We start from the raw sequence: 19076 nt of genomic DNA, 5'->3' as shown, positions 1-19076 counted from the left end.
ACCGCCCGTTGAACACGGGTGAGCTTGGTCACTCCGTCACTATGCGCGCCGCACAGGCCACTTGACAACCCCTCACTATGCACTGTGCATAGTTTTGATACGCACTCTGTCGGTCTTGCGAGGGTCATGGCAGACTGATGGGCGATCAGGTGATCGAGGAGGCAAGCGAGTGAGCGCACCGCGATCCGCCCCGACCGTTCTGCAGATGGTGCTCGGCAAGCGGCTGCAAGAACTGCGGCGAGCCAAGGGCCTTTCGACGCAGGACGTCGGCAACAAGCTGCACCAGGCCCACACCACGGTGGTCAGGATGGAGCAGGCCAAGGTCACCCTGAAGTGGGCGACGGTCAAGGCGATGCTGGAGATCTACGGCGTCGAGCAGGCCGAGGCGGAAGAGTTCCTCAACCTGACGGTCCAGGCCAAAGAGGCCGGCTGGTGGCACAGTCACCGCGACGCCCTGCCGAGCTGGTTTGCGGTGCACGTCAGTCTGGAGAACTCGGCCACCCATATCCGCGGCTACGAGCCCCACGTAGTCCCCGGGCTCCTACAGACCGAGGACTACGCACGCGATGTCCTGCGACTGAACCGCCCTCGCCCCACGCCGGACGAGCTTGAGCGGCGAGTGACCCTGCGCATGGAGCGCCAAGCGCTGTTGACCCGTCAGGATCCACCGGCACCACAACTGTGGATCGTCATGGACGAGACGGTTCTGCGCCGCCTCGCCGGTGAGCCACCGGTGATGCGAGCCCAGATCGATCGCCTCATCGAGGCGATGGAACTTCCGAACGTGAGCCTCCAGGTGTTGCCCTTCGCAACTGGACTGCACCCAGGCGCGTTCGGGCCCTTCACCCTCTTCCGTTTTCCGATGCCAGACTTCCCGGACATCGTCGGCATCGACAACCTCAGCAGCGCCACGTACCGAGAGGACGAGGAGGAAGTTGCGCTGCACCGTGAGGTGTTGGACCGGATGAGTGCCCAAGCAATGTCTAAGAGACGTACGAAAGAATTCCTGCTGGACGTCCGCAAGGAGCTAGACCGATGAAGCACGCCATGAACGCCGCCAAAGAACTGGGCACTGAAGGCTGGCACAAGCCCTGGAGCGGGAGCAACAACGGCAACTGCGTCGAGGTAAAAGAACTCGACGGCGGACACACGGCGCTGCGGCAGTCCACCGACCCTCAGGGCCCTGCCCTCATCTGCACCCCGTCCGCAATTTCCGAATTCATCAACGGAGTCAAGGCCGGAGTCGCAGATTACCTGGTCAGCTGAGACCCCCGCCTCACGGAGATGTCTCTTAACCAGAACCGGTCGAAGTTCAGGACTGCACGCATACAGAAGGGGACACCGAAGTGACAGACGACGGTTTCAGCGCGGACGATATCGATACCAGCAAGCCCCACTCGGCCCGCATGTATGACTACTTCCTCGGCGGAAAGGACAACTATCCCTCCGATTGGACAGCGGCCGAACAAGTGATGTCACACTTCCCCGCCGCCAAAGAAGGGGCACGAGTCAACCGAGACTTCATGCAGCGAGCGGCGCGGCTGCTGGCCGATCGAGGCATCAAACAATTCCTTGACATCGGGACGGGGATACCTACCGAACCAAATCTCCACCAGGTCGTACAAGCCATCACGCCCAGCGCGCGCGTAGTGTATGCGGACAATGATCCAATCGTCTTGAGGCATGCTCAGGCACTTCTCTACAGCACGCCAGAAGGAAGGACTGCCTACGTCCAAGCGGACGTACGGGAACCCGCCAAGATCACCGCCGAGGCCAGAGAGACGCTCGACTACGAGCAGCCAATCGCCCTGTCGCTGGTGGCTCTTTTACACTTCGTAGAAGGTGATGACACCCCCTACCGGATCATCGAAGAGCTCCTCGAGCCGCTGGCATCCGGTAGCTACTTGGTGCTTTCGCATGTCACAGGGGATTTTGACCCGGATGCGTGGGCAGGCGTCGTCGACGTCTACCGCAAGGCCGGCACACCCTATCAAGTGCGGTCGCACAGCGAATTTCGTCAATTCTTCGCGGGACTTGATCTTGTCGACCCGGGTGTAGCACTCGCGGAGCATTGGCACCCAAACCTTGGCGAACAGCACAGACACGACGAACCGACCCCACTGTATGTAGCGGTTGCCCAAAAAATATGAAGCATGATTCGGCGTCCGAGGGTCGTCCTGCTGGCTAAAACCATGCGTGTGCCACGCCAGCTCATGCACTGACCTTGAAGTGACATCGGCACCATCGTGTATGCCAGAGGCACTGTTGTTGTCGTTGTTGTCTCCAGGCTCTCCCTGCCTGTGCCGCGGGCGCTCGCAGGCAAAGCAGTACTTGATCCAGTCACAATCAGGTGCGGAGGCCCTCTCCCTGAGGAGGAGTTCGTCATGCCAAGTCCCGACGCCAATTCGACGATGCTGCCTGATCATTAACCTCGATGAAGCTAGATCGTGTGGCGACTATCCAAAGGGAGCAGTTCGTGCCCGATCACAAGAGCCAGTGGCAGCGCGGCCTGGGTGATGACCATGAATGCTCAGCTGGCGAAATCAGAGAACACCTTCAACGTCACTCAAATAACGTCCTAGAACCGGACGACGACAGATTCGTGCGCGGCCTTCATGACGTCCGTCACCTTGTCAGCGGCGAATGGTCTTGGGATGTCCTCGTGACTCTCTACGCAGGCCCACTTCACTACACGAACCTGCTCAATACAATTCGCGGAAAGGACATCGACCTGGGTTGGCCAGGAAGGAAGCACCGCCGCCTCCAGGACAGCCCGTTGAACCGTACACTTCGGCGTCTGGAAAAGGGAGAGCTCGTCAGACATAATCGAGAGTCGGACTTCCCTTATCGCGCCATGTACGAGCTATTGCCAGCGGCGAAGGAACTACTCGCCGTAGCAGCTCCATTGGCCATGTGGGCGCAGACTCATGCGGACTTGCTGGACCGTGCCCGACGGCGGCGCCATGCCGACGAAGCGTGACGGTCACTGGAAGTTCGTAACACGAACTTGATGAAGCCAGCTGGGCCGGACGTGACCAGTAAGCGTGCTGCGACGGGCGGCCGTGACGGGGGTCGGAGAGAAACGACACGGGTGAGTGGGAGAACACCCGCTAACCGGATCCGGCGAAGTTGGTTGTTGGGAAGACGCGCCGGTCCTACGGCTGCCTACTCATTTCGCCTCAACGATGAGTTCAAGGACTTCGTCACGGAGTTCACGCATCGTCTGATCGGTGGGCGCTTCGGCAGTCAGACGGACGACGGGGTCGACGTTGGAGGGTCGGATGTTGAACCAGCAGCCGCTACCAAGGGAGACCGACAAGCCATCGAGATGATCGATGAACCCTCGTCCCTCGAAGGCCTTCTCGACTGTTTTTAGTGCCGCGGGGGCGTCTCTCACCCGCCGGTTGACCTCTCCTGAGGACGCGTAGCGCCGGTAGGGGGCGGTTGCCTGCGACACGGTCTGGTCGCCGTGACCGAGGATGTCCAGAACGTGCAGGGCTGCCAGGGATCCGGAGTCGGCGTGCCAGAAGTCGCCGAAGTAGTAGTGCCCGGACGCTTCCCCGCCGAGGGCTGCGCCGTGGGCCTCCATCGCGAGCTTGACGAAGGCGTGCCCCACCCGAGACCGGACCGGGGTGCCGCCCGCTTCCGTGATGGCTTCGATGGTGCCGGCGGAGGTGAGCAGGTCGTGGACGACCGTGAAGCCTGGTTTGCTGGCGAGGAAGCGTGTAGCGAGCCAGGCGAGCAGTGCGCACGGTGGTACGGGAGCGCCGTGTTCGTCGAGGATGAAGCAGCGGTCTGCGTCGCCGTCGAAGGCAATCCCGAGGTCGGCTCCGTTGCTGATGACGGCGGCCTGTAGGTCGGTGAGGTTGGCAGGGGTCATGGGGTCGGCGTCATGGTGGGGGAAGGTGCCGTCCAGATCGAAGTACAGGGGGACGATGCCGAGGGGCAGGCCCTCCAGGAGGTCGGGGAGGACGTGGCCCGCCATGCCGTTGCCCGCGTCGATGACGACCTTCAGCGGGCGGATGCCGCTGAGGTCGACCAGGCCGCGCACGTAGTGGGTGTACGCATCGTGGAGGTCTGCGGCGTGTACACGCCCTGTGGAGGCGGGCGACGGGCGAGAACCTGACTGGCGTGGGAGCCGACCGGTATGGAGGTAGGTGTGTATGTCCTCCAGTCCGGTGTCCCGGGCGATCGGGCTGGCCCCTGGGCCCACGAGTTTGATGCCGTTGTCCGAGGCGGGGTTGTGGCTCGCGGTGACCATCGCCGCGGGCAGGTCCAGGGTCCCGGAGGCGAAGTAGAGCTGGTCGGTGCTGGCCAGACCGAGGGTGATGACGTCCGTGCCGGTGGCTATGGCGCCGGCGGCGAAGGCGTCGGCCAGGGCGGGTGAGGTAGGGCGCATGTCGTGGGCTACGACGATCGTCGTCGCCTCGGTGAGGTGAGCGAACGCCTCGCCGACGGTGCGGGCAAGTTCCGGCGTGACGTCGTCAACAGGGCCGCGGATGTCGTACGCCTTGATCGGGTGGCAGAGGTGCATGATCCTCTTCTTCGGTTCTGTCCCGGTGGGACGGCTTCCCTGTGCGGGGTGGCGGGCTGGGGCGTTGGCAAAAACACGGCGGGTGCTCTGCGTGGGGGCGGTGAGCCCCGGCATGATTGCTGTTTCTGCCGTCTTCTTGGGATGCACGAGGGACAAGCCGTATGACGACGAACACCGCTGAGGTGTCCACGGGATACACGCGCGACACCTGGCCGATGGCCTCGGGCGTACTGATCATGGACTGTGACGAAAAGGTCCTCCTGGTGCACCCGACCTACCACAAGGACCGGTGGCTCTTCCCGGGCGGCGGGATGGAGGTCGCGCAGCAGGACACCCCGCAGCGGGCTGCCGCCCGCGAGGTTGCCGAGGAGCTGGGGGTCGCGCTGCCGGTCGGGCGGATGCTGGTCTCGGACTGGGTGATGAAGGACGGTCGCTTCTTCGAGGAGCTGGTGTTCGTTTTCGACGGCGGCGTGGTCGACGAGGAGACCAAGGAGCGGTTCCGGACGCCGGACGACGAGCTGCGCGGGTGGGCGTTCCTGGACCCGGGTGAGGCGGTGGCCCGGCTGGCGCCCCCGGATGGCCGTCGGCTTCAGGAGGCGCTGGCGGCGAAGAAGTCCGGTGTCCCGGTCTACCTGGAGCACGGGCGTCCCGCCCCGGAGCAGGTCACCGGGCTCGTCCCCTAGTTCCGCCCTTCCGGCGGGGCCGGGCGTGCGCGAGAACCAGGTCCGCGAGCGCGTCGGCGGCGTCGGGGTGCCCGAGCGTACGGGCCTTGGCCGCCATGTCTGCGCGCTGACGGGAGTCTCCGATGAGGCGTTGCAGGCTCTCGCTCAGTCGCTGTGCGGTGACGTCGGGCCTGGTGATCGCGATGGCGGCGCCGTGTTCGGCGAGGTACTCGGCGTTGCGGCGCTGTTCGTCGGCGGCCGTGGGCTCCAGGGGGATTAGCACGGAGGGCTTGCCGATGGCGGTCAGTTCGGCGAGGGTGCCGGCCCCGGCCCGGGAGACGACCAGGTCGGCCGCAGCGAAGACGTCGGCGAGTTCGCCGTCGATGTAGGGCACCGGCCGGTAGCGGTGGGCCAGATGCAGGTCGAGGCCAGCGGCTTTGTCGAGCATCCGCTGATGGTGGTCGGGGCCGCACTGGTGCAGGACCTGGCAAGCCGGGAGCAGCGTGGGGAGGATGTCGGTGATCAGGGCGTTGATCTGGGCGCTGCCCTGGGCGCCGCCGGTCACGTAGATCAGGGGCAGGGCGGAGTCGAGGCCGTAGGCGGCTCGGGCTTTGCCCGCGTCGCCGTGCAGCAGTGCGTACCGCACCGGGTTTCCGATGGTCTGGGCTCGCTCGCGGGCGCGTCGCGGCAGGGCGTCGCGGGAGGAGTCGTGGCTGAGGGCGACGGCGGTCGCGACTCGGGCCAGGACGCGGTTGGCCAGGCCCACGGCGGTGATCTGTTCGTGCATGACCAGGGGGCGACGTGTGAGGGCGGCGCCGAGTCCGACGGGGACGGCGACGTATCCGCCGGTGGACAGGACCACGTCGGGGCGGTGGCGGGCGAGCGATCCAGCGGCTTGGAGGATGCCGTAGGGGACGCGGGCCATGTCGGTGAGGGTGCGCAGGACCGCTGCTGGTTTGAAGGAGCGGCGGACCTTGCCCGTCGCGATCGGGCGGAACGTGATGCCGTGAGTCTGGCAGATGCGGGCTTCGAGGCCATGAGCGTCGCCGTACCAGGTGACGTTCAGCGTGGTGCCCTGCTGGGCGAGGCGTTCGCGCAGGGTCGTGATGGTGGTGAGGGCGGGATAGGTGTGGCCGCCGGTGCCGCCGCCGGTGACGGCCAGGTTGAGGGTGCGGTGTGAGGTCATGGTTGGGGGCTCTCGGGGTCGTGGCGGTGCTGGCCTTGAGGGCCTGGCACCGTCGTGAGCGATCGGGGGTCAGGCTGCTGCGGTGGGGTCGTGGGGGTGGAAGCGTTCGTGGGCGCGGGTGAGGCTGGGCTCGTCCTTGACCGCCTCCCAGTCGCTGACGGTGTGCGCCCTGCCGCGGCTGCCGTGGGCGAGCGCCTGGTTGATGGCCTCCTCATAGTCCCCGAGCTGCCGTGTCGCCTGGGCGAGTTGGGTGATGAAGGCACCTCCGGCGAGGTGGTGTATCCAGATGTTGACGAGGCGGCCGGGCGGGCAGCCGCCGGGCGGGCGTTCGACGATGCGCAGCAGGTCGAGGGTGCCCGGGTGGAAGTCGAGCATCCCGCCGACGAAGGTGTGCTCCAGCACGAACGCGGCGATGGTCACCCCCGGGGTGACGGCGGTGTCGGCTATCGCGGCGTAGGTGTCGTCGGGGACGAGGTCGGTGATGCCGCAGACGAACGCCGCCTCGCGGTCCGCGAGGCGCTCAAGTCCGGTGGCAGCGGCGGCGTGAGCGTCCGGGCCCTCCTGGAGTACGACTTCGATCTGCTCCGGGTCGGGTACCGCGGCGGCGATCTCGCGGACGCGGTCTTCGTTGTGCCGTCCGGCGACGACGACGATCTCGGTGACGCCGGCGCGGCGGGCCTGGCGGATGTGCCGGGCGAGCAGCGTCTCGCCGTCGAACGGGAGGCTGGGTTTGTCGCGGCCGAGGCGGGTGCCGCGGCCGGCGGCCAGGAATACGGCGGTCTGTGTGCTCATCGGGGTCCTCCCTGGGTGAGAGCGCCGGTGACGAACTCGGCGACACGGTGGACGTCGGGGATCGACAGCGTGGGGTGGTACGGGATGCAGACCGTGCGCTGGAGGAGCGGGAGCAGGGCGTTGTCGAACAAGTGGGCGCCGGTCAGGGCGGGGTAGCCGCTCCACGGCAGGTCGAACATCACGGTGGTGGCGATGCCGTTCTTCGCCATGCGGTCGCGGGCCTGGCGAGCGATGTCGGGCGTGGCCAGGTCGACGGTGAAGCGGCCCCAGGTGTCCTGGGGTGTGCGTCCGGCTGGCAGCGCCGGGCGGCCTGCGGCGGTGAAGAAGCTGGTGTAGTTGGTGGTGAGGCAGTTCAGCGCGTTGCGGGTGTCGGCCCGGTGGTGCCACTGCCAGTAGGCAACGGCCGCGGCGAACTCGGTGATGGCCCGTCCCCGGTGGAAGCGGTCACTGCCGAGCCATCGGTCTTCCTGGCCGCTGTGGGAGCGGCGAGCGCCCACCTGCTCGGCGTCCGCTGGGTCGCGCAGCAGTGCGACGGCTCCGCCGTTGCCGCTGAGCGGCTTGGTCGGCGCGTACGAGAACAGGGCCATGTCGCCCCAGGTGCCGGGTCCGTCGGCGGGCTGGTCTGCGGGAAGGAGGTAGGCACAGTCCTCGATGACGGTGTGGCCTGCGTTCCGCAGCGTGGTGATCGTGCGGCGCGCGTGCGGGGCGACCATGCCGGCGTGGTGGACCCATACGACGATGGGCCGTAGCGCGTCGGCGGCGCGTTCGGGGACGTCCTCGGCCATCGCCAGGTGCACCGGGTCGACGGGCACGGGCCGGGGGCGGGCGCCGAGTTGGTCGGCGAGGGCCGGGATGGAGGGGAAGCAGTTCGCCGGGATCAGCACGTCGCGGCCCCGAGTCTCGGCTGTTTCGAGGAGGAGTTCGAGTGCGTCCATGCCGGAGGCGACGGCAACCGCGTGGCGGTCGAACGCGGACCCGACGGCCTGCTCCAGGCGTCTGGTCAGCGGCCCGTCGACCATGCGGCCCGACTTGAGCATGTCGGCGACCTCAAGGTGCGTCTGCCGCCTCACTGCGCTGGGCAGGTACGTGCGCCAGATCGGAACCTCGTGCGGAGCGGTCACTGGGCAGCCCTGGCGAGGAGACGCGGACCGCGCAGTGTGAAAAGGGCGTCTGGTCCGGTATTGAGCAGCAAGTCGAGGGCGGAGAGGTGACTTTGGAAGCCGTGCCGGTCGTGGAGCTGGTGCCAGCGCGGATGGGTGAAGCCCTGCCACAGCACCTCGATCCCGGCCTTGTCGAAGGGCTGCTCGTCGAGGTAGACGCGGCAGCCGTCCCCCGCCAGATAGGCGTCCGCCCCGACCGCCCGGCACAAGTCGGCCAGCCGCCGGCTGCTGCTTCCGGGCACGCTCAGACTGCTGGCCAGCACGGTCGGGGTCTCGATGCGGAACTGCCGCCCGAAGCTGAGCGTGCACCCGATGGCCAGTTCGCTGAGCGCCGACCATGTCCGGCAGTAGACCTCCTCGATGTGGGTGGACAGCAAATGCCGGTGGGGCGCCCGCGCGTACGCCTGCTGAAGGGTGCGGATGTGCGCGCGGTCCCAGCGCCGGGTGTAGTCGAGCGGGGTGGCGCGCAGGGGGCGCAATCCGTCGTGCCGTACGGGCGCGGTCAGCAGGTGGCGACCCTGCGCGGTCTTGATGAAGTTGCGGTTCTGCCAGCCGCCCCGGGTGAACTGGGCGTCGTCGAGCAGGATGAGCAGGTCCGCTTGGTCCCACTTGTCGAGGTAGCCGCAGTACGGCAGATAGTGCGGTTGGTGGATCGCCACGGTGTACACGGCGCACCCTTCTTGGCGGTGGTGGCGGGTCGGGAGTCAGGTCAGGCCTGGGACGAGGCGGTCGGCCAGGGCGAGGGCCTGGCCGATGGTTGTGCCCATGTCGTCGTAGAACGTCGTGCCGCGACCGGCGAGGAGCACATCCGGGGCGGAAGCCAACTGCCGGTATTTGCGGGCGAGTTCGTCGTTGTGCGGGCTGCGCAACACGAAGTCGATCTGGTTCGGTCCGGGGCCGGCGGCTTCGAACCCGACGAGCAGGTCGTCGGACGGGGCATGCGCGCCGTTCCACGGCAGCAGGGCCGGAACATGCGAGCGGTAGTGGGGGCTCGCTCCGTCCGGGTAGGTGACCACCGGTACGTCCTGCGTGTCCCCGGCGTCGAGCACCCGCCAGTCCAGGTGGAGGCTGCGGCGTTGCAGGGGGCCGAGCTGGCGGTGGAAGTGGGCGTCGATCGGCGTGGTGACGACCATGAGCCGCCGGAAGCGGGGACTGGGCGGGTGCCGGTAGTCGCGGCCGAGATGGACTTCGATGCGCGGGTGGTCGGCCAGCGGTTCGACCAGCGTGCCGTAGCCGCCGCATGGCAGGCCCTGCCACCGGGCCTCGGGATGGTAGCCGCGGCTGGGACGGAAGGAGATGCCGAACCGCTCGGCGAACACCTCCGGCGCGAGATCTGCCGGATCGGCACCCCACTGCGCCGTGACGTACCCGCGGACGAACATCTCGTACAGCCGCGGTCCGACCTGCGCCAGAGCCAGAGCCCGCACGCTGTCCGCCGGAGCGTGACGGAACGGAGCGGCGTCCCCTTCGACGGTGTCCCTGGCCTCCTCGGGCGACATCGCGTGTCCGTAGGCGGCCTCGATGGCCTCCAGCCCGAGCGGCAGCGGTATGAGGCGGCCGGCCACTAACGCGTGCACGGTGTGCGTGTAGGCGACCATCCGCACCCGGCTGGTGATCCACTCCCATACGCGAGGGTCGGAGGTGGCCACGATGTGGGTGCCGTACGGGGAGTACTCCACGCCGGTCTGGGCATCGCGCCGAGACCAGCACAGGCCGCCCAGGTGGTGTTCGCGTTCGACGACCATCACGCTCGCCGGGCAGCGGGTGACGAGTTGCTCGGCCAGCACCAGCCCGAACAGGCCCCCGCCCACGATCACGACATCGTGTGTCCGGGCCCGGGTCACAGGAACCACGCGTGCCGCTGCCCGAACTCCTCCTGCGGCGGCACCCCGGCCTGCCCGGCCGTCCACTGGTCCACGGCCATGGACTGCTTGATGTGGCGGCAGCCCAGCGCGTAGCAGCGGGACAGCCTCATGTTCGCGATCAGCCGGCGGGCGACCTGCTGATGCTGCTCGCCGCCCCAGATGTCCTCCAGATCGCCGTGGCGGAGGTCCCCGATGAGGTACTGCGAGCTGCCCCACTGGGGGCCGCAGACGTAGACCTCGCCGTTGGCCAGCACCCAGCAGTTCACGCCGGTGGCCACCGTCCAGCAGTGGGAGTGGGCGCCAGTGACACCCTTGTTGTCGTCACCGAGGATCAGACCGATCTTGTCCGCCCACTCCGTCAGGCCCCGCTCGGCGGCGAACGCCTCCAGATCGGCCCGGAACTCGGCGCGCTGGACCTGGTCGAGGACGAAGTCGCCACCGCGGTGCTCGTAGTCGTCGGCGAGCCGCAGGTGGATCGCGTCGAACCCGGTCGCCTCGGCCCAGGCGTAGATCTCGCGCAGCCAGCGGTAGTTGGTGGAGTTGATGATGACCTTCGCGTTCACGGCCGGGGTCTCAAGCCCCGCTTCCCGGCGGGTCGCGAGCACGGTCTGCACTGCCTTCTCCATCCGGCTCTGCCCGTGTTTGACCTTCGCGACCGCCTCGTAGGTGGCGTCGTCGTAGGCAAAGACCGCGACCTCGACGAACACCATCTTGTCCAGGACCTCGGGGCGGGCCAGCGCCTTCCCCATGGTCATGTTGGACGCCATCCCGGCCCGAGTAGTCTCGCGCGGCAGGGCGGCTATGAAGTCGGCGATCTGTCCGCCGCGCCACAGCAGCGGTTCACCGCCGCCGCAGTACTGGACGCCGCGCACGCCCATGGCCGCGATCGAGACGTGGAGCCGCTCCATCATCTCCAGCGGCATGCTGCCCTGCCCGTACGCGTGGTTGCGCTCGTCGGCGTTGCAGTGCGTACAGGCGACGTTGCAGTCCATCGTGCCGTAGACCTCCAGCGTCCACGGCGCGGGCCGGATCTGGATCTCCCCGTGGACCGGTAGGGCCGTGGTGTCGGCGGCGGCGTACAGGGCCTTGTGCGCGGACCAGTACGGGCGGGGCTGTGCGGTGGCGGTGATCAGGTCGGTCTCGGTGCTGGGACGAGCCATCAGATGCCTCCGGCAAGGGGGTCGGGGTCAGAAGAACTTGCCGTGCGGGGCGTCGAATCCGGTCAGGAATTCGATCGTGCGGTTCTGCTGGTGGTGCACGCAGAACGGGCAGGACTTCAGCACCAGTTGGTCCAGGACCTGCCGACGCTGCTCGCCCCGCCAGACCTCGGCGAACGTGGAGTCGTTGATGTTGCCGATCACCCCAGCGATGCCGTCGCCGGCGTCGGTACGGGTGCGTTTCTGGGCGCACAGGAACACGTTGCCGTCGGCCCCGATGGCGGGCTTGAACTGCTGCCAGTGGCAGCGGCTGTACCCGCGGACCTGATGGGTGTTGTTGTCGAAGATCCGGTCCACGATCTGCACGTCGAACCGCTCGTCGTCCAGGTTCAGCGCCTGGTCCAGCCCCGCCAGCATCCGCGCGTGCAGGTCGGGCCCGACGGCGACGCCGGAGTACGACTTGTACTGGATGTAGTCGGCCCCGCAGTCCTTGACCAACTCGCCGCAGGCCACGAGGTCGTGCACGTTGTCGTCGTTGATGAAGAACCCGGTGCCCACCGTGCACGGCCCCTCGACCGCTGCCAGCGCCCGCAGGTTCGCGATGATCCGGTGATGGTCGTTGTTGCCGTGCAGCCTCGCGTGCAGCTCGGGGTCTGCCGCGTCCAGGCTGAACCGTACGTAGGTGGCCGCCTTCTTCAGCCGGGCGCCCAGCTCGGGGAAGACCCGGGAGCCGTTGGTGACCAGCCCCACCGACATGCCGTGACCGGCCGCCAGCTCGATCGCGTCGACCGTGTTGGGATGAGTCATCGGCTCGCCTCCGCCAACGAACAGCAGCGACGTCACCCCGAGTTGGGCCAGCTCCTCGACCAGTGTCAGCAGCCGCTCGGGGGCCATCCGCTCGCTGCGCTCCTTGGAGTGCAGGCTGCTGTAGATACAGAACGTGCAGTGGTGGTTGCAGGAGTTCGCCGGATCGATCTCGACGCTCGTTGGGAACGGGTCCTCTCCGGCCGCGTACGCCCGGATCGTGTCCTGCTGCTCCAGCAGCCGCAGCGGATCGAACAGGAACCGGAACCGGTGGTCGCGCTCGATCTCCGCGTACCGGTAGCCGAGGGCCTCGGCCGCAGTCCGGGCACCGGACGTCAGCTCGGCGACATCCTCGTTGACGACCTTCGTGGGAGTTGCGAGGAGGGGCAGTTCACGTTGCATGTGGTGCCTCCTTCAATCGGTTCGGGTGATACCTCGTGTGTGAGCACGCGCTGTTTCTCGTCGAAACGCCCGGCGTGGAGGGTTGCCTTGCCATCCGAGGGGAGTCGGAGGCCGCTTGCCCCTCCACGCCGGGAGGGGACCGCCCCGGCGCCGACTGTCCCTGTCGCAGTGGGCACCGAGGCGGGAGTCACCGGCTGCTCACCGGGGCCGGATGGTCCGCCGTCTGGGGAGTGTCGCCGTCAGGGGCGGCGGGTGGGGGCTGTTCCTCCGGGCGAGCCGACTTCGCCGCCTTCTCCAGCCGGTTCCCGGTCCACGAGACCACCAGGCTGAAGAGGAGACCCAGGGCGGGCCGGTACCAGAAGGGGAGCCCGTGCAGGAGCATGAGGCCGCCGCCGACGAGGTCGAAGGTGAAGTGGGCGGCCATGAAGGGGAGGAGACGTCCGTACTGCCGGTACAGCCAGACGCGGCCTGCGGCGAACACGAGCATGCCGATGGCGGGGAGCCCGAGGTAGGCGTGCAGGAGGAGTTCGGGTATGCAGACCAGGGTGTAGATCTGCCACGCGGGCCGGCGTATCGCGGTCAGCAGGGCGGTCGTGGCGGCGACGATCACCACGTCCTCCAGCACCACCGTCGGCACCAGTCCGATGGCAAGGGTCCCGAAGTTGTCGACGCCCAGGGTGGACATCTGGCCGCCCTTCATGACCGGCACGACGGCCCCACTCCAGCGGATGAGGTGGATCAGGAGGAAGGAGAGGACGCCGCCAGCAACGGATACGGTCAGGACCAGGTTCGCGATCTGCCAGTCACGCAGTCGCTCAACTGCCGTACGAGGAAGGGCCGTTCGCAAGGAGACGCGATGGGCCCGGCACAATTCGAGAGCCAGCCACCCAAGGACGCACGCGAACACGGCCTGACCGACGACCTGCGCGAGCGCGTTGGGGAACGGTGCGGTCGCATACATGCCCGCCGCTCCGGCCAGCACAGCGGCTGCGCGCTGGAGGAGGCGCTGTCGCGGGGTGACCCGGCTGAGCGGGGTCCGGGCGAAGACCAGCCAGCACAGCCACCAGAACACGATGGTCGCAGCACTGAACTGGGTGTAGATCACCGCGTATCTGGTCCGTGTCGACAACGACAACGACAGGCCGTACAGGTGGCCGGATGTCAACGCCGTGACGATCAGGGGGAAGTAGCAGGCGAGGAGCAGCAGCCCGATCACGTGCCGCGCCACACGGCGGGCGGGCGCGTCGGTCCGCTCAGAGGGCTCAGGGTCCGGGCGGTCCGGCAGGTCAAGCAGTGTGACGTGAGGTGTCCTCATGCCGGCCCTCCGGTGGTGAAGGACGCGAAGTCGTCGGTGTCGTAGGCAGCGGGTGATGCCCACGGCTGCGGGCAGGAGCCGAAGCGGGCGGCTTGCTGGGCCAGGTCGAACAGCAGGTCCAGGACGACGGCGGTGATGCGCTCCATGCGGCCTGAGTCGTGGAGGCTGGTGGGACGGAGCAGGAGATCAGGCACGGGGCAGCCCCCGCTCGATGCGGTAGATCCAGGACGCGGGATCGGCGATCTCCGCGTCGGTGGGGAGATACGTCCCGTCCTTCAGGATCTGATTGACCAGGCCGGTGCCGCCTTCGGTGACGGCCTGCGCGATGAGGCGGCAGCCCTGCTCGTACGCAGCGCGGCTGGGGCCGAGGCGGCGGATACCGGGGAGCGCGTTGTGCAGGCGGTAGCGCAGCGACTTCGGCGCTTGCCGGTGATCGGCCGGTGCGCCAAGAAGGCGGGTGGTGACCTGCTGATCGGCCCAGGCCGCGTGTCCTTCAAGCACGGTCGGGACACCCGGTGTTGCGATCCCCCGTTTCTGAGGGAAGAAGGTCGCCCACACGGCGCCGCCGCGGGCACCGGTTTGCATCTGGTGGACGAGTTCGTGAATGAGGAGCTGGTGGAGAGCGGCTTCATCGGCCAATAGGCCGCCGTGGTGCAGGGCTCTGGGCGCGATGATTGTCTCGTCGTGCCCGTCCTCGGTCTCCTGGGTACTGGCGAGCACCAGAGGCCAGACCAGCACCGGGACAAACCCCATGGCCTTCAGCCGGCGCCGGATGCCGCCGATCTCCTGTGGGGTCAGCTCCAGATCGGCGATGTCGCGGGCCAGGATGCGGTGCTGGCTCTGGCGGGCCTCGTCCCGCCACGCCTTCGGTGTCACCAGGCGGAAGCGGACCTCCGGCGGTAGCGGGAGGCCGGTTATCTCGTTCACCGCCGGTGCCACCTGGCGAAGGATCAGGGAGATCTGCTTGGCCAGGTGGGGATGGCGCTGGGTGTCGTCCAGCACGGTGAAGCGGGTGTGGGTCACAGATGATCCTGTCGAGAAGTGATCGGTCTGGTCGGTTTCGCCTGGCCCTTCGTCCCCCGGGCCGCCGTCTGGTCCCGGGGAACGAAGGGGGTCAATGAGCCCCGCGCCGGTGGCGCCTGGGCAGGCTCGGCGGCGTCACCGAGGGGCGGCAGGGCCAGTAGCAGGTGAGCAGCAGCAACAGGCCGGCCGCGTGCACGGCAACACGGTGCGCCGGCGACGTGGCTGACGGGATGGGTGAGGGGGCGTCGGCACGTTCTTCCCGGAGATTCCGCGGTATCTCGCGCACTGTCATGCGCTCGCTCCCCGTCCGGCGAATCGTGCCTGCCAGGCGGGGAGGTCGCCCACCGCCTCCTCGGCGCTGGGAACGAGATCCGGGCTCTTCCAGACCCGGTTGAAGCCGTCGAGACCCGCGGTTTCGACGATCTGAGCCACGCTGTCCACCGCCGAGGCGAACAGCTCAGCGTCCGCTTGCCGCTGCGCAGGTGTGAAGAGTTTCCGAAAGCGCGCGGAGGTACGCGGGCTGTCCGTCCCTGTCCGCACCGGCTCGCCGAGGATCTTGGCGGTGATCTGCTGATCCGCCCAGTACGCGTGTCCCTCAAGCAGGAGACCGTAGGCCCTGTCCGCCACCCCGCGCAGGGCGGGATAAAGGGTGTCCTGCGCCGCCCAGACACGGCCCTCGCTTGCCGCGTACTGCGCCAGGTGCGTGGGCTCGTGTGCCAGCGTCTTGTACAAGAAGGGGGTGTCGTCGAGTCGGCCACCATGGCGGAGGGCTTCGGGCAGGATGACCAGTTCGGGCTGCCCGGGTTCGAACAACACAGCCTGGGCGCCGATCGCTGGCCATTGCCTGCGCAGGACCTTGAGTCTGAGCTTGCGCGTGACGAGAGCTGCGCGCAGGTCATGGGTGGAGGGGGCGAGCTCTTCGGTTTCCGCGAGGAGTAGACGCTTCGTGCTGCGACGGTGCGCCTTCCTCCAGGCGCGGGCTGTCATGGTGCGGATGACGACGGGATCGGGCAGCGGGAGTGCTGTGACTGCCTCGACCAAGGGCAGAGTCTCAGCGGCCACGGCCTCGATCCGCTCCGCGAGCGGATCGAACTGTTTTCCAGCTTCGTGACGTACGACAACGGCGGGCATCGTGCTGCTTTCAGTCGGAACGATCAGATCAGTTTTGATGGGTCCCCTGCTGTCGAGCCGGCGATGAGGGCCAACGGGCCCGGCGGCAGGGGGCAAGCCCGCGCGCGGCAGTTGGCGACAACAGGGCTGCCGCACGCGGGAGTTCAGGTGTCGTCAGACGATGACGAGTCCGCGGCGCAGATCGAGGTCGGTCACGGTCGTGCGGTGGAGGTCGAGTTCGTGGCGGGCGGCGTTCGTGTAGTGCACGGCTATGTCCGCGGTGAGCAGGTCCGCTGCCGGGAGCGGGCAGTCCGGGAGGGCGGCGAGGGCCTCCTCCAACGAGCCGGGTACCGGCGGTGCTTGAGCGTCGTCGAAGGCGTTGCCGATGTAGGGCGGGGGCGGTTCGGATTTGTGATCGAGTCCGGCCACCGCGGCGGCGAGCGTGGTGGCGATCGCGAGGTAGGGGTTGGTGTCGGCGCCGGGGAGGCGGTTTTCCAGGTGGAGGTCCTCGCCGCGGCCGACGACGCGGATGGCGCAGGTGCGGTTGTCGCGGCCCCAGGTGAGGTTCGTCGGGGCGAACGTGCCGGGGACGTAGCGTTTGTAGGAGTTCACGGTGGGGGCGTGCAGCAGGGCCAGGTGCGGCAGGACGTCGAGGAGCCCGCCGATGGCGTGGCGGGCCGCATCCGGCGTCCGCCCGTCGGTTTCGGCGAACAGCGGGACGCCGTCCGGGCCCAGGAGGGAGAAGTGGATGTGGCAGCCGCTGCCGACTCCGGTGGCGGGCGCGGCCATGAAGTTCGCCACCAGGCCGGATTCCTCGGCGAGGGTGCGTGCCGCGTGCTTGAACAGCAGGTGGATGTCGGCCGCCCGGAGCGGATCGCCGTAGGGGAAGGTGACCTCCACCTGTCCGGGGCCGCTCTCGCTCTTGATCGCTTCGATGGGCCAGCCCATACCGGCGAGGCACTCCTGGAGATCATCGAAGAAGCGGGTCAGCACGGGCGGGTGGTCGAGGGCGTAGTCGAGATTGCGGGTCGTCACCGGCTGTGTCCCGCGCCGGCCGGGGCCGGCGGTGTTGGCATGGCTCAGGACGAACTCGGTCTCCAGTCCGACCTGGGCGGTGATACCCCGGGCGGCGAGCCGGTGGAGCTGGTGGTGCAGGATCTGGCGGGGCGCCACGTTGAGAGGCTGCCCGTCGTGGCCGAGGGCGTGAGCGAAGACCAGGGCGGTGTGCCTCCTCCAGCCCAGCTGGTAGACGGCGCCCGGGTCGGCCAGCAGGCCCATGTCGCCCCAGCCGGTGTCGGCGGAGGTCAGCGGGAAGCCGTCGAGCGGGCGCTTGCCGACGTCAGTGGCCAGGACGTAGGCGCACATGTCGCTGCCACCGGACACGACGTGGTCGATGAAGTGGCCTGCGGCGAACCGCTTTCCCATCAGCCGGCCCTGCATGTCGGGCACGGCCAGCATCACCGTCTTCACGATGTCCTGCTGCACCAGGTGGCGCAGCACCTCGAAGTCGCAGCCCTCAAGGGCCTCGTGCCCGGCGGAGCCGTTGACCGGGGTGTCGCGGGGGTCGTTGTTCATACGACGTCCTGCGCCATCTGCTCGCGCTCGCCCTCGGTGCCGTACTCGGGGATGCCGTAGGTGCGCCGGCCGCGGGTCGCCCACCCGATGGTGGCCAGGAGCAGCACGGCCACGAGCGCGACGGGGGCGTAGTTGAAGGAGTCCTTGGTGACCGGGGAGACCTGCGGGAGGCAGAAAACCACGGTGATAAAGAAGACCCAGATGACGGCGAACCATCCGATGGGCTTGCTCCAGCGGCCCAGGTGCCAGGGGCCCGGGGTGAATCGGTCTCCGGCGCGCAGGCGCAGGTAGACGGGAATGGCATAGGCGGGGGTGATACCGATGACGTTGATCGCGGTGACCGCATAGTACGCGGTCAGGGAGTACAGCGACGGCAGGGCCAGGGCGAACGGGACGGCCACCGACAGCCACACGGCCGGGACCGGGGTCTTGGTGCGGGGACTCAGCCGATGCCAGGTCTTGGAGAAGGGCAGGGCGCCGTCCCGGGAGAACGCCCACACCATCCGGGAGGCACTCGCGAGTCCCGCGTTCGCGCAGAACAACTGGGCCACGATCACGATCAGCAGGAGAATCTTGGCGCCGGTCAGACCGAGCGCGTCGAGGAAGATCTGCGCGGGCGGCACCCCAGTCGCACTTCCGACGGTGCCGGCGTAGTCCTGGATCGCGAACAGCATCCCCGCGAGCAGGACGAAGCCCACGATCCAGGACCAGAAGATGGAGTACACGATGCCCCTGGCGGCCGAGATTTGTGCCTGGACGGTTTCCTCCGACAGGTGGGCGGAGGCGTCGTAGCCGCAGAACGTGTACTGCGCGAGCAGCAGCCCGAGCGCGATCACATAGATGGGGTTGCCCCATCCGGTGGAGTTGGCGAAGTGGGTGAACACGAAGCTCGCCGACTGGTGATGGGAGGGTATGAAGACGAGGGCGCCGACGATCGCCGCGACGCCGCCGATGTGCCACCACACGCTGAGCGAGTTCAGCACGGACACCAGCCGGACCCCGAACAGGTTGAGCACGGCGAGCAGCAGCAGGATGACACCGCAGATGGCCATCGTCCGGGCGGGAGTGGGTGTGAAGCCCCACTGGAGGTTGAGCCACGCGCCGACGAACAGCGACATGCCGTAACTGCCGCCCGCCATGCCGCCAAGCAGGCCCAGCAGGTTGAAATACCCGGTGTAGAAACCCCACTTGGGGCCGCCGAGTTTGCCGGCCATGAAGAACAGGGCGCCGGCGACCGGATAGGCGGAGGTGACCTCGGCAAGCGCGGCACCCAGGCAGAGCACGGTCAGGCCGACCGCGGCCCAGCCCCACAGCATGACGGCCGGGCCGCCGGTGATGAGCCCGAACCCGAACAGGGTCATGCAGCCGGACAGGACGCTGATGATGGAGAAGCTGAGCGCGAAGTTCCCGAACGGGCCCATGCGGCGGGCCAGTTCGGGCTGGTAGCCCAGCTGCCGAAGCTTGTCCTCATCGCTCGATGCGCGATGGGTG

At 67.9% G+C, this 19076-nt stretch carries 19 protein-coding genes; 5 read left to right on the top strand and 14 right to left on the bottom strand.

Translation table 11 applies throughout. From position 1 onward, the window contains the following. The first annotated feature begins 169 nt into the window (after positions 1–169). From AB0M63_RS25930 to AB0M63_RS25915, 4 genes are all read left to right on the top strand, one after another. A complete protein-coding gene (locus AB0M63_RS25930) occupies positions 170–1039 on the top strand; it encodes a helix-turn-helix transcriptional regulator (RefSeq protein WP_366021082.1) in 870 nt (289 codons plus the stop codon). Next, positions 1036–1266: a DUF397 domain-containing protein gene (locus tag AB0M63_RS25925; protein WP_355915119.1), complete on the top strand. Its 231-nt coding sequence runs from the start codon at positions 1036–1038 to the stop codon at positions 1264–1266. The genes AB0M63_RS25930 and AB0M63_RS25925 overlap by 4 nt, the downstream gene beginning before the upstream one ends. 80 nt (positions 1267–1346) lie before the next feature. Next, positions 1347–2150, top strand: coding sequence for an SAM-dependent methyltransferase (locus AB0M63_RS25920; protein WP_366021081.1), 804 nt, complete (start codon positions 1347–1349; stop codon positions 2148–2150). A gap of 326 nt (positions 2151–2476) precedes the next feature. After that, positions 2477–2980, top strand: a complete 504-nt coding sequence (locus tag AB0M63_RS25915) for a winged helix-turn-helix transcriptional regulator (RefSeq protein WP_366021080.1) — start codon at positions 2477–2479, stop codon at positions 2978–2980. A 189-nt stretch (positions 2981–3169) separates the two neighbouring features. Here AB0M63_RS25915 and manB read toward each other — a convergent pair whose 3' ends face one another. Beyond that, positions 3170–4534, bottom strand: coding sequence for a phosphomannomutase/phosphoglucomutase (gene manB / locus AB0M63_RS25910; protein WP_366021079.1), 1365 nt, complete (start codon positions 4532–4534; stop codon positions 3170–3172). 161 nt (positions 4535–4695) lie between these two features. Between manB and AB0M63_RS25905 the strand changes: the two genes are divergently transcribed. After that, complete coding sequence (locus AB0M63_RS25905) at positions 4696–5217, top strand: NUDIX hydrolase (RefSeq protein ID WP_366021078.1); 522 nt, start codon at positions 4696–4698, stop codon at positions 5215–5217. Here AB0M63_RS25905 and AB0M63_RS25900 read toward each other — a convergent pair. The 13 genes from AB0M63_RS25900 to AB0M63_RS25840 form a co-directional block, all read right to left on the bottom strand. Continuing rightward, entirely contained in the window at positions 5198–6382 is a 1185-nt protein-coding gene (locus tag AB0M63_RS25900) for a UDP-N-acetylglucosamine--N-acetylmuramyl-(pentapeptide) pyrophosphoryl-undecaprenol N-acetylglucosamine transferase (protein ID WP_366021077.1), read from the bottom strand. The genes AB0M63_RS25905 and AB0M63_RS25900 overlap by 20 nt on opposite strands. A 69-nt stretch (positions 6383–6451) precedes the next feature. Next, the gene (locus AB0M63_RS25895) at positions 6452–7174 is read right to left on the bottom strand and encodes an NTP transferase domain-containing protein (protein ID WP_366021076.1); all 723 of its coding nucleotides are present in this window, start codon (positions 7172–7174) and stop codon (positions 6452–6454) included. Further along, a complete protein-coding gene (locus AB0M63_RS25890) occupies positions 7171–8244 on the bottom strand; it encodes a DegT/DnrJ/EryC1/StrS family aminotransferase (protein WP_366021312.1) in 1074 nt (357 codons plus the stop codon). Before AB0M63_RS25890 ends, AB0M63_RS25895 begins: the two co-directional genes overlap by 4 nt. A 47-nt stretch (positions 8245–8291) precedes the next feature. After that, entirely contained in the window at positions 8292–9002 is a 711-nt protein-coding gene (locus tag AB0M63_RS25885; RefSeq protein ID WP_366021075.1) for a WbqC family protein, read from the bottom strand. 36 nt (positions 9003–9038) lie between these two features. Beyond that, positions 9039–10151 (bottom strand): UDP-galactopyranose mutase, encoded by a 1113-nt coding sequence (locus AB0M63_RS25880; protein ID WP_366021074.1) that lies wholly within the window; start codon positions 10149–10151, stop codon positions 9039–9041. Between the two features lie 23 nt (positions 10152–10174). Then, complete coding sequence (locus AB0M63_RS25875) at positions 10175–11359, bottom strand: radical SAM protein (protein WP_366021073.1); 1185 nt, start codon at positions 11357–11359, stop codon at positions 10175–10177. 27 nt (positions 11360–11386) lie between these two features. Then, positions 11387–12562: a radical SAM protein gene (locus AB0M63_RS25870; RefSeq protein ID WP_366021072.1), complete on the bottom strand. Its 1176-nt coding sequence runs from the start codon at positions 12560–12562 to the stop codon at positions 11387–11389. 187 nt (positions 12563–12749) lie between these two features. Further along, positions 12750–13877, bottom strand: a complete 1128-nt coding sequence (locus AB0M63_RS25865; RefSeq protein WP_366021071.1) for a hypothetical protein — start codon at positions 13875–13877, stop codon at positions 12750–12752. Further along, positions 13874–14023, bottom strand: coding sequence for a hypothetical protein (locus AB0M63_RS25860; protein ID WP_366021070.1), 150 nt, complete (start codon positions 14021–14023; stop codon positions 13874–13876). Before AB0M63_RS25860 ends, AB0M63_RS25865 begins: the two co-directional genes overlap by 4 nt. Positions 14024–14063: 40 nt before the next feature. After that, positions 14064–14879, bottom strand: a complete 816-nt coding sequence (locus tag AB0M63_RS25855) for a hypothetical protein (protein WP_366021069.1) — start codon at positions 14877–14879, stop codon at positions 14064–14066. Positions 14880–15188: 309 nt separating this feature from the next. Then, positions 15189–16031 (bottom strand): hypothetical protein, encoded by an 843-nt coding sequence (locus tag AB0M63_RS25850; protein ID WP_366021068.1) that lies wholly within the window; start codon positions 16029–16031, stop codon positions 15189–15191. Between the two features lie 153 nt (positions 16032–16184). Then, positions 16185–17585 carry a glutamine synthetase family protein gene (locus AB0M63_RS25845; RefSeq protein WP_366021067.1) on the bottom strand — a complete coding sequence of 467 codons (1401 nt, stop codon included), beginning with the start codon at positions 17583–17585 and terminating at the stop codon, positions 16185–16187. Then, positions 17582–19006, bottom strand: a complete 1425-nt coding sequence (locus AB0M63_RS25840) for an amino acid permease (protein ID WP_366021311.1) — start codon at positions 19004–19006, stop codon at positions 17582–17584. Before AB0M63_RS25840 ends, AB0M63_RS25845 begins: the two co-directional genes overlap by 4 nt. Positions 19007–19076: the final 70 nt, after the last annotated feature.

The organism is Streptomyces sp. NPDC051576, assembly GCF_040681835.1.
GTDB lineage: Bacteria > Actinomycetota > Actinomycetes > Streptomycetales > Streptomycetaceae > Streptomyces.
Note: the sequence above shows the minus strand (reverse complement) of the source record. Positions and strands in the feature narration are given on the sequence as shown.